Annotated in this window: 15 protein-coding genes; 2 read left to right on the plus strand and 13 right to left on the minus strand. The window is 33.4% G+C overall.

The window, feature by feature from the left end; genetic code table 11:
- Positions 1–222: 222 nt before the first annotated feature.
- The 7 genes from FEZ18_RS07360 to FEZ18_RS07390 all read right to left on the minus strand — a co-directional run bounded on the left by FEZ18_RS07360 (position 223) and on the right by FEZ18_RS07390 (position 6,562).
- Entirely contained in the window at positions 223–675 is a 453-nt protein-coding gene (locus FEZ18_RS07360) for a hypothetical protein (protein ID WP_153267724.1), read from the minus strand.
- Complete coding sequence (locus FEZ18_RS07365; RefSeq protein ID WP_110476697.1) at positions 672–998, minus strand: hypothetical protein; 327 nt, start codon at positions 996–998, stop codon at positions 672–674. Before FEZ18_RS07365 ends, FEZ18_RS07360 begins: the two co-directional genes overlap by 4 nt.
- Positions 999–1,150: 152 nt before the next feature.
- Positions 1,151–1,666 (minus strand): VOC family protein, encoded by a 516-nt coding sequence (locus FEZ18_RS07370; protein WP_317164428.1) that lies wholly within the window; start codon positions 1,664–1,666, stop codon positions 1,151–1,153.
- A gap of 61 nt (positions 1,667–1,727) precedes the next feature.
- Positions 1,728–2,453 (minus strand): helix-turn-helix domain-containing protein, encoded by a 726-nt coding sequence (locus FEZ18_RS07375; RefSeq protein WP_153267725.1) that lies wholly within the window; start codon positions 2,451–2,453, stop codon positions 1,728–1,730.
- 355 nt (positions 2,454–2,808) lie between these two features.
- On the minus strand, positions 2,809–4,116 hold the full coding sequence (locus tag FEZ18_RS07380; RefSeq protein WP_153267726.1) for an MvaI/BcnI family restriction endonuclease: 1,308 nt from the start codon (positions 4,114–4,116) through the stop codon (positions 2,809–2,811).
- The gene (gene dcm / locus FEZ18_RS07385) at positions 4,079–5,362 is read right to left on the minus strand and encodes a DNA (cytosine-5-)-methyltransferase (RefSeq protein WP_228122663.1); all 1,284 of its coding nucleotides are present in this window, start codon (positions 5,360–5,362) and stop codon (positions 4,079–4,081) included. Before dcm ends, FEZ18_RS07380 begins: the two co-directional genes overlap by 38 nt.
- A gap of 291 nt (positions 5,363–5,653) precedes the next feature.
- A complete protein-coding gene (locus FEZ18_RS07390) occupies positions 5,654–6,562 on the minus strand; it encodes a hypothetical protein (protein ID WP_153267727.1) in 909 nt (302 codons plus the stop codon).
- Between the two features lie 95 nt (positions 6,563–6,657).
- Here FEZ18_RS07390 and FEZ18_RS07395 point away from each other — a divergent pair, with 95 nt between their 5' ends.
- Positions 6,658–6,915: a hypothetical protein gene (locus tag FEZ18_RS07395; protein WP_153267728.1), complete on the plus strand. Its 258-nt coding sequence runs from the start codon at positions 6,658–6,660 to the stop codon at positions 6,913–6,915.
- A gap of 87 nt (positions 6,916–7,002) precedes the next feature.
- Here FEZ18_RS07395 and xerA read toward each other — a convergent pair whose 3' ends face one another.
- Positions 7,003–8,145, minus strand: coding sequence for a site-specific tyrosine recombinase/integron integrase (gene xerA, locus FEZ18_RS07400; protein ID WP_228122665.1), 1,143 nt, complete (start codon positions 8,143–8,145; stop codon positions 7,003–7,005).
- 337 nt (positions 8,146–8,482) lie between these two features.
- Here xerA and FEZ18_RS07405 point away from each other — a divergent pair, with 337 nt between their 5' ends.
- Positions 8,483–8,815: a single-stranded DNA-binding protein gene (locus FEZ18_RS07405; RefSeq protein WP_153267729.1), complete on the plus strand. Its 333-nt coding sequence runs from the start codon at positions 8,483–8,485 to the stop codon at positions 8,813–8,815.
- A 360-nt stretch (positions 8,816–9,175) separates the two neighbouring features.
- On the opposite strand, the gene FEZ18_RS07410 is transcribed toward FEZ18_RS07405, so the two are convergent.
- The 5 genes from FEZ18_RS07410 to FEZ18_RS07430 all read right to left on the minus strand — a co-directional run bounded on the left by FEZ18_RS07410 (position 9,176) and on the right by FEZ18_RS07430 (position 15,074).
- A complete protein-coding gene (locus tag FEZ18_RS07410; RefSeq protein ID WP_153267730.1) occupies positions 9,176–10,300 on the minus strand; it encodes a hypothetical protein in 1,125 nt (374 codons plus the stop codon).
- A gap of 341 nt (positions 10,301–10,641) precedes the next feature.
- Positions 10,642–11,544 carry a sugar-transfer associated ATP-grasp domain-containing protein gene (locus FEZ18_RS07415; protein ID WP_153267731.1) on the minus strand — a complete coding sequence of 301 codons (903 nt, stop codon included), beginning with the start codon at positions 11,542–11,544 and terminating at the stop codon, positions 10,642–10,644.
- 2 nt (positions 11,545–11,546) lie between these two features.
- On the minus strand, positions 11,547–13,124 hold the full coding sequence (locus tag FEZ18_RS07420) for a 7TM domain-containing protein (RefSeq protein WP_194269458.1): 1,578 nt from the start codon (positions 13,122–13,124) through the stop codon (positions 11,547–11,549).
- 401 nt (positions 13,125–13,525) lie between these two features.
- Positions 13,526–14,296 (minus strand): 3-hydroxybutyrate dehydrogenase, encoded by a 771-nt coding sequence (locus FEZ18_RS07425; RefSeq protein ID WP_153267733.1) that lies wholly within the window; start codon positions 14,294–14,296, stop codon positions 13,526–13,528.
- Positions 14,289–15,074 (minus strand): alpha/beta fold hydrolase, encoded by a 786-nt coding sequence (locus tag FEZ18_RS07430; protein ID WP_153267734.1) that lies wholly within the window; start codon positions 15,072–15,074, stop codon positions 14,289–14,291. Before FEZ18_RS07430 ends, FEZ18_RS07425 begins: the two co-directional genes overlap by 8 nt.
- Positions 15,075–15,076 lie beyond the last annotated feature (2 nt).

Genomic DNA, 15,076 nt, shown 5'->3' on the forward strand with positions numbered 1-15,076 from the left:
AAACACATCAAAGCAGTAATGAACAAGGAAAAATAAGTCCTAAATCTGCCATGTTCTTTTAATATTCCAAAGAAAGGGAGGCCAAAAACTCCCAAAACAGAAAAAACCAACTCCTAAAAATCCAATCCAAAACAGACCATTCCCCATAAGGGCGAACCGACAAACACCGGTTCAGTCAACACGGCATTCATGTTGGGTCGTACCGACCACACGAATGCTTAGTTATTGCCACCAGTTTTTATATTCAGTCGTTTTCTTTTGGGTTAATTTCAAAAATTGATAGTTGAATAAAACTCCCAAAGCTCCGAACACATAAAAATACCATTGAGGTCTCACTAATTCTGGAAATATTTCAGGCCATTGCCAAGTCGCACCAAAAATAATTCGGTAATCCCAAGCAATTGACGTACACGCAAAATAGTAAAAAACAAGATAGAATATTATAATACCTATCCTGTATAGATACTTGCGAAATAATTTAGGTGAAAGCCATAGAAATAAAAAAGTTAAAATAATAGATAGAACACTAAAAATTAAAATTCCATCACGATAAATTCCAAAGAAATCATTAGTTTCAACATCTAATATTCTAAATGCTTTTTCAAAGGAAAATATCGGTAAAAAGTAAGTTCCCCAAAACAAAACTCCTATGAAAAGTTTATAGAGTAATTTCATTTCATATATGTTTTTTCCCAACTACAACATTCTTTTGTCAGTTGATAAGTTAAACGTTCTAATCTAAAATAGGCTTTCATACCGCCAACTCTTTCGTGAAAATCAAAACTACCATACTTATTAGGACGCATTCTAATAAAAATATCTTTCCAATTCGTTTGATTATAATCGTGTTGTTGATATTCAAATACTTGAAATCTGAACATACAATATGGCATTTCTCTGTACCAACCTATATGGATTGGAACGAACCATATAATAGCTAAAGCAAGAATTAAAATTGAAGATAGTAATCTTTTAATATTTTTTCTTACTCTATTCATTTGTTCAAATTGGTGGCAACGGTCTAGTATAAGAATAGTAGCGGATTTGTAGCACTACGTTTCGGATTAAACACAGACCTTAAATATAAAAAAAACGGTTTCGATTAAGCACCGAAACCGCTATTATTTTTATACATTGTTGGCGGTAGTTTTTATTCCGCACTTTGAATTGGTGTACAAATCTCAATTATAAATCCGTTCAAATCACGCAGGTAACCAACTTTTTGTCTCCAAGGTTTTGTTACCGTTTCTTCCAATAGTTCAGCTCCGCTTTTAATTGCACTTTCCATTACTTTCTCAACTTCTGAGGTCGTAAATGCTAATTCGATTCCAAATGGTTTTTCACTTAATTTACTCTCTGAAAATCCTTTTTTAAAGTTAGAATTACCAAGTTCAATATTCGCAAATGCGATTGTAGTAGTTCCCGAAATTAGTTCTCCGTAATCGTTTTCCGGTGTCAAGAATTTTTGCTCAAATCCAAATGCTTTTTTGTAAAACTCTATTGTTTTTGGTACGTCTGGAACGTAGAGAATTGTGTATGCGTACTGAATGTCCATTTCTAATGTTTTAGATTGTTGATGTTTAACAATACTTTTTTCTGTGCTGTTATCTTTGTTTTTGCAAGAAATTAGTAAGACTAAACTAATTGATAATAGCCAAAATTTCATATCGTTGATTTTCTCACAAAGTTACTCGACCAACAAAACAATGCTTTGTAAAAAAACGACATTATCTAAAAAAGCTGGGATTTTCCCCTGAAATACGTTTAAATTCATAGGTCATATGGGAATGGTCAAAAAATCCCATATCGAAGGCTATTTCCAAAAGGCTTGTTTTGGTGAAAGTTGCTATTGAATTCTTTGTATTGTTGAAACGTACAATGTTTGAAAATTCCTTGACTGTCACACCAATATAACTTTTGAAACGCCTTTCCAATTGCCTTAAACTTATATGATGCAATTTTGCTAAATCTCCAACATTTACAATTCCCTGTAAAGTCCTTATTTTTTCTGCAACTGTTAAAATGATTTGGTCTTGACTTTCAACGTCTTGTTTAAATGATGTTGCTACAAAGTTTTCGAGAAAGGATATCTTATCCGTTAGCTTTTCTATGTCAGTTAGTTGGTTTAATACTTTCAGGTTTTGCGTTGGAAATATTTCTGCTAATTCAAGGCGTAAGTTTTTAGTTTGGTAAAGAGGTATTTTAGATAGAAAACCAAACTTTTCGGATTTAAAACGAACTCCAATTAAATCCGATTCGGTCGCTAATTCTCGATATTGGTAATTTGTCATAATTCCCGAGAGAAATCCCTTATTTTGGTTAAGGTCAAAAATCAAATCCACACAAGTATCAGGAAGTACCTTGAAATTCTCACTTGATTTATTATTCGAGAAAGCCCAAAATGAGTCGATTAAATTATCAATTCCTTTTGATGGTTTTATTTCTTGGTACATTGTTTTTTTAAATTACCGCCAACGGTCTTGTGTATGAAACGTAGCGTATAAATAGACGCTAACTTTTCGGATTTAGCACGAGCCGAATTTTTTATTTTTATGTTTAATTTTCTTTTATAAATATAACCAAATAAAAAATTTGGCGTACTTTGTAAATATACAAAAACCTCTCGGAAAGCTTATAATAGCTATGTTTTATACACGTTGTTGTAAGTAGTGCTTTTTACGTTCAGCTTGGTTTTCCGATGTTTGTTATTTAGTTCAAATGTGAGCGTTGGCAAGACATACTCTTTTGCAATTTTTGGTGTAGTGTTGGCTTTAGCGAATTGCAAATGTGTATGGCTTTAAGCGTTGGCTATTCCGCAATATCAATTATTTCATTCTGTTTATATAAATTTGGTAAAAAACCAGACTTTATTCTAAACTGACTTCGTTTCTTAATTTTAGGTTTGGTAGAAATATTTTCCAATTTAATTCCTGGGTCGTAATAAATATTCCCAAGAGCCATTTGCGAAAGAAATAGTTGGAAATCAGTTCCTGTTCCTAAAATTATTTCATTTCCATATCTGTACTTTCTTTCAGGTTTAATTTCTGATAATGAAGGTACATAACAAGCTTGATTATGTTTTCTGTTCCAATGTGTTAGCATTGAGGAAAAACTCCAAGAAGCTGTTTCATTCTCTTTTTCGTCCAGTAATGCAATTCTACCATTCGTATTGCGTATTTTTCCGCTTTCAACGTCAAATCCGATTAATTGCATTGTTAAATCTGTTAGATGATTTTTTTCTCCAACTTTGTGAACTCCACCAAAATTCAATCTATCTGGTCTTCCTCTTTTGTCTTCGTAACCATAAGTTCTGACAAAATATTCTGTTCCTTCGGTTTTGTATAATCCGTCCGTTGGTTCAGGTGTCATTAGAGTTATTGCTTTGGATTTGGTTCTATTGAAATTAGCAACTCCGAACTGTTTGACTTCCCAACCCATAAAATCAGGTTCGGAATATCCATTTGGCGTAACTCCTAATTCTGCTTCCAAAGTATAACCTCCACAATTTGGTGCTCGACAATCCATTATGTTTCCATTGCTGTCTAACCTTTTTGAGTTAATCCAACCTAATTCGTGAATACGTTTTAATTCGCTCAATAAAACTGCTCGATTGTTTTTAGCTTTCGGTAAATCTATAACAGAGAAAACTCCGTGAACAGAATCAAATTCAGTTTGATTAAATTCATTTGTGATTTCTGAATCAGGCGAAGTTACATAGCCTAAAATTGTTCCGTTTTGTGCAACAGAAAAGAAAAGTAGACGACCAGCTAATCTTTGTGTCATTAATTCCGAAGGTGCTTTTTGACACCTTGCAAGAAATCCAGAAAATCTAACTTCAGGATATTTTGGATAGAGGATAAGCTGTGCTTTTGGTGCTGGAAAAACTGAACCTTCGTCATCAATCCAAGAAAAGTTGATTTTAGCTTTAAATCTTTCTTTATTCCAATCTCCAGCTTCTTCGGTAACTATTTCCGAAAGTGGTAATATGTTTAAAATTTCGAAACTGCCACCAAAATAAACTTGATTTTTAGAGTTGTCATTTGGTGCGAGAGTTTTTACATAAATCTTCTTACATCCATTATTTATGAACAGCGATTTTAGATTGGTTAGATTCATTAATTTTTGAAAGTTCTTTTACAATATTTTTTGCAACTGCTTGTATTAAAGGTGTTACAACAGAATTGCCAAATTGTTTATATGCTTGATTATTTGAGACAGGAATTATAAATTTATCTGGAAATCCTTGAAGTCTCGCACATTCTCTTGGTGTTAATCTTCTTGGGTTTTTTCCTTTTTGTGGAATTAAAACCTCTGAACCATCTTTATAATATCTTGCACTAATTGTTCTTGAAATACCATTTAAGTCAGTCAATCCAAAACCAAAACCATTTCCTTTAGCTTTATGTTTTCGTGCGTGTTCTTGTAGATAATTCCAGAGTTTATCAGACAAAGTATATTTGTCGTCAACTTTAGGTTCAAGAATATCTTTGAAAACAAAGTTTGATTCTTGTGGGTCTGGAAACTCAAACGTTTCTTTACTTTTAAAAACTGTCTTTTTGAATCCTACAATTATAATTCGTTCACGATTTTGAGGAACATAGTGTTTGCCATTTAGAATCTTGAAATGAACGTTGTAGCCTAATTTTTCTAAAGTACTAATTATGACTTTAAATGTTTTCTTTTTGTCGTGAGACACGAGATTTTTTACATTTTCAAGCATAAAAGCCTTTGGCTTTTTATGTTTTATTATTCTTGCGATGTCAAAAAATAAAGTTCCTTGAGTTTCATCCAAAAAACCGTGTTTTCTTCCCAACGAGTTTTTCTTCGAAACTCCTGCGATTGAAAATGGTTGACAAGGAAAACCACCTAACAGAATATCGTGGTCAGGAATATCCTTTTCTGAAATTTGAGTTATGTCTCCAAAAGGTACTTCTCCAAAATTAGCTTCGTAGGTTTTTTTTGCATAAGTGTCCCATTCACTTGTGAATACACACTTTCCGCCATTATTTTGATAAGCCAATCTTATTCCTCCAATTCCAGCAAAAAGGTCAATAAACTTGAATGTTGGGTTTTCTGTTGGTGGAAATGGAATATCCCATTTTATCGGTAAATAATATTGAAAGTTTGGTTCTTCTGCTATATTCAGTTCCTCGTGCAGTTCGTTCAAATATTCAGTTGCAGATGGTCTAAAATATTTAGAAACACCATTTTTGTGATTTTGAAAATAGTGTGTCAAATGTGCCAAGTCGTTAGTAGTTTTCTTATCTACAACGATTTGAAGTTTCTCTTTTATGTCTGAATATTTTTTGCCCATAACTAATCTGTAAAGTAACGAAAATTTAGGATAAATTCCATTTTTCATTTTTCAATTTTTTAACAATCTTATGAACGTGTGTAAGCATTGGAAAAAGGCAAGCTCTTTTTATTTTTTGAGGCACGAAAAAAATGAAATGTGCTTGACTATGCGGTTGGCTTTTTTAGTTCAAATGTTCAATTTCAGCTCGATTTCCGCATTACTTACAACGTTGTTGTATAAGATTAGTTGCGTGTTTTAAGCAATAAAGTTAGCAAATAAATCACAGATAGAAAGTCCGCTAGGACTTTCGTAAATAGGCTAAAACCAGCAATTAATTTTATACGGTGTTGGCGTTAGTTATTTCCAATCAACATTTAAATTTGTTAATTCTATTGTTCCATATTCATAAGAACCACCATCATCAGCTTTAAACCCTACTTTTATAGTTGAAAAACTCATTTTTGATTTGTCTGACAAGACTTGTTTAAATATTATTTTACCTTTTACTGGTACATTTGTTGGTATTTTATTACAAGCAAAGTTTCCAAATCCACTTGTTTTATTAATAGCTCCGACTTCAACTCCTTTTGCTAAGTACTCATTACCCTCAAAGTCATATAATTTAGCATCATTTTTCCCATAATTAAAACATACTTTTTGATGAACAATTTTGTGTTTTAAAAGTAATTCAATTTCAACTGTTTGATTATTTTTATTTCCAATAACTGATAATAGTTTTATTTCAAAATTAGGGGAAAAACTTTTCACATAAGTATCTTGTTCTTTAGTTTCAATTTCTACAGATGAAATGTAGTTTGGATTTTTTGAATTTAATTCGCCAAGACTTAAAGCAATATTAATCGGAATTGCTAAATATATTTCGGTCGTGTATGGAACTATTGCGTATTGCGTAACTATGCCATCTTTCGATTTTAAAATTTTGAAAAACTTGATTCTTGCGTCTTGCTTATTTCTTAATTCTTTAGGGCTTAAATTAAATTCTGTAGATTTTATGTTCTCACCTGCTAATGTTCCTGTAACATCACTTACATTATCTAAGAATGTTTTTCTTTTAAATGAAGTTATCGCAGCATATTTATCTCCTTTCATAGGTTGTCCAAAAGTAATAATATCTCCAACTTTGTAAGTCACACTATCTATAGCTGTAAAATCTGCTTTGCTTCTTTTTCCAGGAAATTGGGCGTTTACTAAATTGATGCTCAATAAAAAAATCAAGATTAAAGTAATAGAGTATTTTGTTTTCATTTTATATTTTTTAATACGTTAAGGTTTTCTTAATTCAAATTTCGTGCCGTTCTCATTTTAATTAACGCCAACTCTACAGGTATAACCGTAGTTGCGTGAAATTAAAAACAAAATTAGATATGAACACAGACAAAATAGTAGATAACAAAGTAACAATAATGACTGATTTAAGCGGTAAAAAATCAAAAGTATTACTGCTTAAAAACGAAACTGAAATAGAAGCCTTTAAAGAGCAATTACGGTTATACAGTGTTGTTGTGCCGAAGGGTACGTTGTGCGATGTATGCGGTAGTGAAAATACAATTACTGTATCTCATAAAGGCGAGAATTGCGGTTGGTGTAACCCACTTTAAGCACAATGCACTACAACTAGTTATATAACAACGAAAATAAACTTTAAAACCTTAAATTCACAGGATAACACAACTTTTTAGTTGTCTTTATCGAAGTAATTTAAAATTTCTTACTGCTACATCTAATGGGTTTTCTATTTCTAGTAAGTCCGATTTGCGTACATGCGTATAAATCATCGTTGTTTCTGGTCGGGAATGGCCTAATAAGCTTTGTATGTAACGAATATCTACACCGTTTTCTAATAAATGCGTCGCATAGCTATGCCGTAAGGTATGTGGTGTTACTTTTTTTATAATACCAGCTGTTTTACAACTTCGCTTTAAAAATTGCCTCACAGATTGCGGACTGTATGGTTTCCCATTCGTGCCTTCAATAAAATAATACTTCGGTTGGTAGGTGTTTAAATAATTTTTGAGTAACGGCAAAAAACTTTTTGCAAAACCAACATATCTATCTTTTCTACCCTTACTATTTTGAATATGAATTTGCCGTCTCTCAATATCAATATCAGAAACGGTTAAATGCATAGCTTCACTTATTCGTAATCCGCAAGAATACAGCATCACAATAATAGCTCTATGTTTTAAATTTTTTGTTGCTGCAATGAGATCAATAACTTCTTTCTGACTTAAAACAACGGGTAACTTTAATGATTTATAAGGTCTTACCAGTTCTAAACCTTCAATTTGTGTACAAGGCTCAAACAATATAAACGCTTTTAAGGCACTTATAAATTGACGTTGCGAACTTATACTATAGCCACGTTTTATAAATACAGACTCAATAAACACTTCTACATCCCTGTTGTTTAATGTATCAACTGGCTTTTCAGAATAAAACTCTACAAAATCTGCCATAAAAAACACATATATATTTATGGTGCTTTTACTGTAGCGTTTGCCACGTAAATACTTGTAAAAATTATTGAGTAAAGTTTTTTGCGAATCATTTAATTGTCGTTCTACTTTAGTCGAAGTGTTCTTGACTTTGGCCATATTATTAGCAGACAAACCAGTTTCGTCCACAAAGGCATGGTTCTGATACTTTTGTTTAATAAGTTGAATATTTTCTTCTGAAAACGAAACATACCATGTCTTATGGGTATCACTCCATCGACATGACGGGAACGATTTGGCAATCAGTTTTAAAGTTCTATTATAGTCATATTTAATACCAATTTGATACTGCTTTTGATATTGGAATTTAATAAGTTGAACTCGAGGAAGCATATTTATAAAAAAACGAACAGAAATATAGAGATTAAAAACCACAAATCAAAATGCTAATGTTGTACCGTCTCCTCTTTAATCTGTCTTCCTTCGAGCCTGCCATCTTCACATGCTAACATACCTTAAACTCTAGTTGTTAGTGCAGCAGAGACTTCATTAATATTGTTGCCTTTATTTGATGTCTTTCATTTGCAAACGACTACAAACGACTACAAGCATTTACAAACGATATTAAATAGGTAACAACCGATTAACGTTTGCATGCCGTCGCATATTTGCCCTGTCGAACCATAAGAACTCGATAGTATTAACTGTTTAACAATAAAATTTAGAAATTATGAGCACACTTAGAAACAAAGTACAGTTGATTGGTAACTTAGGAAACGATCCAGAAATCATCAATCTTGAATCGGGAAAAACCTTAGCAAAATTTAATTTGGCTACCAACGAAAGTTATACCAATAATAAAGGGGAGAAAATTACTGATACCCAATGGCATAACATCGTGGTTTGGGGAAAAACAGCCGAAATTGTTGAAAAATACGTCACCAAAGGCAAAGAAATTGCTATTGAAGGCAAATTAACGTCACGCAGCTACGACGATAAAGAGGGAAATAAACGCTACATCACAGAAGTGGTTTGTAGTGAGCTATTATTACTAGGAAAATAACCTATTAATTTTCCCATATAAAGCGCCTACGTACATAAGGCGCTTTGTGTTTAATCTTAAAATTCCCCGATGGCCAAGCCTTCGGGGTTTCTGCTTTTATCTTCTCTTTATATAAATTAAACCAATTTAACCATATAAAGTCGTAATAAATAGCTTCTTTTTTGCTTGCTTTTCATCAAAAATAATTACCGTAATGATGCTATGCTATTTATTTTTTATTTCAATTAATTAAAAAATAATTCAATTTATTTACAAGATGTTACAAAGTTAAATTGGTATAACGTGCAAACTTCATCATAAAGAAGATGTGCGTTTTGTGTTTTTATTTTGAAATTTTTGTCATGTACAAAGCTAGTTCTGTTATATTTCCCATTTTATACCAATACCAGCATATTGATGACGGTACCCTCTAAAAGAACGCGCTGCTACACTGGTATAATTTGTTTGGCGAATGCGGCTATACACTGTTGTTGTTAAAAAAAAGTGATCGCTTAGCGCATGTTCGGCGTTTAATACAAAATCGGCATAGTTATATTGTATTTTTTCATTAATAAGACCAGTGTTATCTCTAGCTTCTATTTCGTTATAGTTTCTGGTTATGTATTTAAAAGCCGATCTTATTTTCGTGTTTTTATTAGTAAATCTTAGCGCTAATTCTGGTCCATATTGCTTAAAACCAGAGCGTTTATCTTGGTCTGTTCGCACGTAATACATAAAACTAGGCTTTAGTTCCAATTGCTTACCAATAGGATAGGTGTAAAAAGCGGTTGTTTTTACATAACCCCAATTACGCTCGCCCTCAGGTATCACATCTGATGCATTAAAGGTTTTGTACTTTCGTTTTTTTACAAATCCGGTTAGCCCATATTTATGTGTAAGGCTATTTACCCTAAAAGCTTGCTCGGTTTTAAACTGTACACCCATTTCCTTAAATTCTAAATCTCGAATTCCGAAGGCATCAAAATTTCTAAAATTATATAAGGCCATAATGGTAGTTTTATTGTTTTTTAGAAGGCCGAATCGCATTCCTGCTTTTGCCCCGTAATTGGTATATCCCAAAGGGTTAATTAAAACGTCTTGGGCGCCATCAAGACCTTCGCGATTCATCCGTTTAAAAGATATTTCGGCTAATAATCTGGTATTTCGGTTAAATCTGTAATCGTATTTTCCATGGGTTAAAAAACTCCAATAGCTATCGTCTGTATTCTCATAAAAGACAATAGCCTCGGGTTGCGCAGAAAATCGAAATCTGTGTTTCCCCCATCTTTTCCTGTAGTCGTAATCTAATTTAAGATATTGATATAGGCTGCTTGCAATCAAATCGTCTGCTGTAAAGATTTCTCCATTTTGGTGCACTTCATTCGGACTTTTAAAATAATTGTATTCATAACCGGTTTGAGTTTCTGCCTCAAAACTGTGCTTAACTTGCGCTGTGATTACTACCGAAAATAAAAGTGCTAAGAGTGTGATTTTTGTTTTTTTCATTTTTTAAATTTTAAGGGATCTTGTGTTTTCAACAGATTTTCAAACGTGTGACGAGAAATCTTATAATGATGCGACTCCAGTTTTTTTATACATTTTAACGGCAAAGCATGCCCTTAAAAGCAGTTATGCTTCTGTGAAAACAATGGACTTTCGAGTTTATAGGTCTATATGACTTCTAAGTACATGACAAATAATAATTTTGAGTGCTAACAGCTATGCATTCTCACGATAATAAAGAGATTTTAGAAACTGTTAGGTTCGCTAACATGTAAAACACAAAGTGTTAATAACAAAGTGTTAATGTGCGCTCACCAAGTATTTGTTATGTACTTAAATATGTTTTAATTAAATAAAGCTGAGTGGTTTTGGGTTCCAAAATTATCTTCAATCGCTTTTTGCAATCCATATTGATTAACCAATTGAATGCCTAATCCTGAACGTACGTTAACTTCCATGATTTGAGGGCCTTTCTGGCGGTCTATCACAATATCAATCCCTAGAAAATTTAAAGGAAATGCTTTTGAAGTGGCTACCACCAAATCCATAATCTCTTTCCAATAAGGAATGGTTTTGCCAAAAACTACAGTCGGGTTATCGGGGTGGTGGTGCGCATAACGCTTGCCATCAAACACTTGTGTTAATGTTCCTTTGCCCATATCAACACCAATGCCTACACCGTTTTGATGAAGATTGGCCTTGCCATCAGACTTTGAGGTTGGCATTCGAAGCATAGCCATAAGCGGCTTGTTTTTTAGGGTGATGATTCTAAAATCTGGCACCCCATCGCCATAAATTTCAGCGAAAAATGGGTGCGGGACAATACACTCTTCAATTAAGCAAGTATCTGTAGTACTCATAGAATACATGCCCGAAATAATGCTTGTAATATGTCTAAATATGTCGTCTTCAGATATCTTTTCGCCACTACTAACCCAATGGCCATCTTCATCTTTTTTAAGAATTTTTATACCGTCTCCGCCAAATCCGTTGGATGGTTTTATAGCAAGGGCTTGGTAATTTTTACATTTTTCCCACATGGTTTTCATGTCTCTTATGCTTTCTATTACGGCATAGGTTTCTGCACAAGATATTGCATTATCGTGTAAAATCTCTTTGCTCCTTACCTTATCATCTGCTAAATGATAATCTTCACGGTTGTTATGCGCATAGATTAGTTCTAAGTTTCGTTTGTTAAGGCCTATCACGCCTTTAGGGTTTCTTATTTTTAATAATCGTTGTAACATGATTAAACAGTTTTTGTAGTTAATAAAGGTTTAAATCGAAATAATTCTGTAAGGCGCAAGCCAATGTATCTTCCCAATAGCATGGCTATTACAACAACTATCAATAAAAACTCAGGGAAAAGTATAAGGCACGACGTTAACCATTCGCTAGACAGTAGAAAATAGCAAAAGCTTACTGCAATAAGGGTTTGAAATAAAGTGCTGGTTGCTTTTTGAAAACCATCTTCAACAATTAATGTTGAAAAGCGCTCTGCAGAAATGGTTAAGATAATTGTAGGGAATAAGGTTAGGGATGTTAACCACATCGTGTCGGTTTTCATGCCTATGTAGGTGCCCAATACCATTATCAACACCATCAAACTCAGTGAAATAACCAACTTTGGTGTGTGTAATAAACCTAATTTGTTAAATGGTCTTGCTATAATCCCTACAAATAATATTAGAAATATAAATAAAAGCATACCTATAATAAAACCGGTTTCCAATAAAGAGAATGCTATAAGTACAGGCAGAAAGACGCCAAAAGTTTTTAAGCCAATCACGTTTCTTAAAAAGGCAACTAACAACCCGCCAACAGGAAGCATGAGTAAAAGCAGTATGGCATCTTTAGAAATAATTTGGTTTTCCAATAGGCCCAAAAGCGAACGTGGTATAATTTCGCTCAAAGAACTTTCGTTGGCTTTTAAGAAGTGAATGTTGTTTCTTTCTTCGATTTCATAAGTATAATCGAACTCAATATTTGCTGTACGGGTAATTAAAAACTCATCACCTTCATACAGTTCTAAATAATTTGCCGGTAAAAACCCAAAATGATGGTTTAAGGCATCAAAAGGCACCCATGTCCCATCAATGTTTATTTCAGTCCAAACATGAGACGTTCGCTTATTGCTTTTCTCGAGGATAATCCCTCCTTTTATACGTGCTGGATAGCCTAAGTTTCTTGCTAAAGCAGTTAATAAACGGCTTTTACCATTACAAGAGGCGCGATTTTGGTGTATTGTTGTTACCGCATCGGTAAGTGTAATAATGGGTGCTGCAGGGATTTCATACACATAATTAAAAATAGCCCTTATTTTTTGTTTATCTGTTTTTAAATTAGCTGTTAATCGGGTTGCGACACTATCGATTATGGAGTCGTTAACTTGAATATATTCACTGGGCTTTAATTGGTGGTTATATAAGGCTGAAGGACGCTTAAAATTATCGGGAAGGTCTAATGTTTTTGATTTACCCTCGAAGATAAATTGGTAGCTAATGTTTTCATAATGGTCTGCTTTGTTGCTCGTCCAAACCCCAAGCAAATTATTATCTCGATTTGTTTTTTGAAATTGCAAACCGTTGCTAGTCTCAATGGTTTCGGCACTAATTCTCTGGCGATTATTATTCTGGGGTAAAAAAGTCTTTACTTTTGTTTTTCCTTCATGGGTTTTAAAGAAATATAGGTAATTAACTTTATAAACTTTTTGAGCATAAAAATCATCGAAATGATCGTTTATGGTCTCGAACTTAAAAGCCATTGATAGTATTGCTATAACCAATAATATTGTAATTGTGATTCTAAAATAGTTGCGTGAATTCATATTAAATACGTTTTGGTACTTTATGGATAGAACAAGCCAAATCATATTTCACCCACCCCCGTCGTTGAAAGAATTATTTAAAAGCCCTACAGTAAAACCTTTAAAACGAGGCGTAGATTGCTATTGAAGAATAACACAATTTTTTTAAATTTATTGATTTGAGCGTCTTATAAAACTTAAAAACCAAGAGTTGCATAATAACATTTAAACAAAAATACAACAGCGTGGTTTAGAGGTAAACCACTTAATAATTATAGTTTTTGCGTTTGATTTAGACGTATCATTACTGAAGTAGTTGTAATGTATCGGTCTTATTAAAAATACAATCATAAAAACAGCATCAGAAATGGAAGGACTAATTCTTGTTTTCTGATGCCGAAGATTTATAAATAAAGAACCAGTTATTGCGCACTCCAGCCACCATCTAAAACAAAAGAAGATCCTGTTATGGTAGTAGCGCTATCTTTTGCTAATAATACGGCCATATCTGCAATAGCGTCTAATGGCACAAATTGTTTTACCGCTTGTTTTTTGAGCATTACTTTTTCTATCACCTCGTCTTCAGTCATATTATGTGCTTTGGCCTGGTCTTTTATTTGGCCTTCTACCAAAGGGGTTTTAACATAACCTGGGCAAATCGCATTGCAGGTAATATTAAAAGCTGCGCCTTCCAGAGCTAGCACTTTCGTCATACCAATAACACCGTGTTTTGCGGTGACGTAAGCCGATTTAAATTCGGATGCTCTTAATCCATGCACAGATGACACATTGATAATCCTTCCAAAATTCTGCTTTTTCATCTGGTTCCAAGCCGCTTTTGAAGCGTAGAAAACGGCATTCATGTTTATGGCGATAATATTTTCGTATTTATTATTTGGAAATGCTTCAATGGGCGATACGTATTGTATTCCTGCATTATTTATTAAAACGTGTAAGGCTCCAAAGCTTGTAATGGTCTGCTTAATTAAATCTTCAATCGCTTCAGATTTCAATAAATTAGCACTAGAAAAAGCGACTTTCACATCATACTTTTCACCGACTTGTTTTGCTATGTGTGCTCCATCTTTTTCTAAACCATGAAACATTATATTATAGCCTGCTTTAGCAAAACGTTTTGCGATTCCTAAGCCAATACCACTGGTGCTTCCTGTTATTAAAACGCTTTTATTCATGTTTTAAAAATTTATTAAGTTCAAAATTAAAAGCATCTGGTTGGTCTATAACCACGCCATGTCTTGAGTTTTTTATAACAACCAATGTAGCTTGTTGTAGTCTGTTTACATAGTCTTCTTTAAAAGCCACTGGTGTATAATCCATATCTGAAGCCACAACCAAGGTTCTTGCTGTGATATCATGTATTTTTTCGCCCAAGCCCCAATGCATTAAAGTGAAAAAAGATTGGTAATAGGCCTTATAATCGTTGTTTTTACAGCGTGCTTCAAATTCGTTTCTTAAATCCTTTTGATGGTCTTCTGGAAACATATTAAAAGCGATCTCTTTGGCCAAGGGGGCTAGACCTTTAGTTTCTAAAAATTCAATTCTATTGTTTAAAAGGTCTTCACCTATTTTGCCCATATTATTAAAATCTGGACCACTATTTACAATTACCAAATTATCTACATATTCAGGATAACTTACAGCCATTTGGAAAGCTACGGCACCGCCCATTGAAAAACCAATAACCGTGGCTTTTTTAATATCTAGATGATCTAAAAACTGTTTTACATCTTCTGTCATTAGTTCTACACCATAAGCGTCTTTTGGCTTTGTAGAATCGCCATGACCTCTTAAATCTAATGTAATTACGCGATGTGTTTTAGAAAAGAACGGGACTTGAGCGTCCCAATCTTTTTTGGTGGACCCTAAACCATGAAGGAATACAAGTACGTTTCCTTTGCCGTGGTCTTCATAGTCAAGTGTTATGCCCTTATTTACTTGTATTTTTAACATAC

The sequence above is a fragment of the Oceanihabitans sp. IOP_32 genome, assembly GCF_009498295.1.
GTDB lineage: Bacteria > Bacteroidota > Bacteroidia > Flavobacteriales > Flavobacteriaceae > Wocania > Wocania indica.

Excerpts from the sequence above, each read along its gene's own strand:
- FEZ18_RS07360 (WP_153267724.1), bottom strand. The coding sequence starts at position 675 with ATGAAATTACTCTATAAACTTTTCATAGGAGTTTTGTTTTGGGGAACT.
- FEZ18_RS07365 (WP_110476697.1), bottom strand. The coding sequence starts at position 998 with ATGAATAGAGTAAGAAAAAATATTAAAAGATTACTATCTTCAATTTTA.
- FEZ18_RS07370 (WP_317164428.1), bottom strand. The coding sequence starts at position 1,666 with ATGAAATTTTGGCTATTATCAATTAGTTTAGTCTTACTAATTTCTTGC.
- FEZ18_RS07375 (WP_153267725.1), bottom strand. The coding sequence starts at position 2,453 with ATGTACCAAGAAATAAAACCATCAAAAGGAATTGATAATTTAATCGAC.
- FEZ18_RS07380 (WP_153267726.1), bottom strand. The coding sequence starts at position 4,116 with ATGAATCTAACCAATCTAAAATCGCTGTTCATAAATAATGGATGTAAG.
- dcm (WP_228122663.1), bottom strand. The coding sequence starts at position 5,362 with ATGAAAAATGGAATTTATCCTAAATTTTCGTTACTTTACAGATTAGTT.
- FEZ18_RS07390 (WP_153267727.1), bottom strand. The coding sequence starts at position 6,562 with ATGAAAACAAAATACTCTATTACTTTAATCTTGATTTTTTTATTGAGC.
- xerA (WP_228122665.1), bottom strand. The coding sequence starts at position 8,145 with ATGCTTCCTCGAGTTCAACTTATTAAATTCCAATATCAAAAGCAGTAT.
- FEZ18_RS07405 (WP_153267729.1), top strand. The coding sequence starts at position 8,483 with ATGAGCACACTTAGAAACAAAGTACAGTTGATTGGTAACTTAGGAAAC.
- FEZ18_RS07410 (WP_153267730.1), bottom strand. The coding sequence starts at position 10,300 with ATGAAAAAAACAAAAATCACACTCTTAGCACTTTTATTTTCGGTAGTA.
- FEZ18_RS07415 (WP_153267731.1), bottom strand. The coding sequence starts at position 11,544 with ATGTTACAACGATTATTAAAAATAAGAAACCCTAAAGGCGTGATAGGC.
- FEZ18_RS07420 (WP_194269458.1), bottom strand. The coding sequence starts at position 13,124 with ATGAATTCACGCAACTATTTTAGAATCACAATTACAATATTATTGGTT.
- FEZ18_RS07425 (WP_153267733.1), bottom strand. The coding sequence starts at position 14,296 with ATGAATAAAAGCGTTTTAATAACAGGAAGCACCAGTGGTATTGGCTTA.
- FEZ18_RS07430 (WP_153267734.1), bottom strand. The coding sequence starts at position 15,074 with ATGTTAAAAATACAAGTAAATAAGGGCATAACACTTGACTATGAAGAC.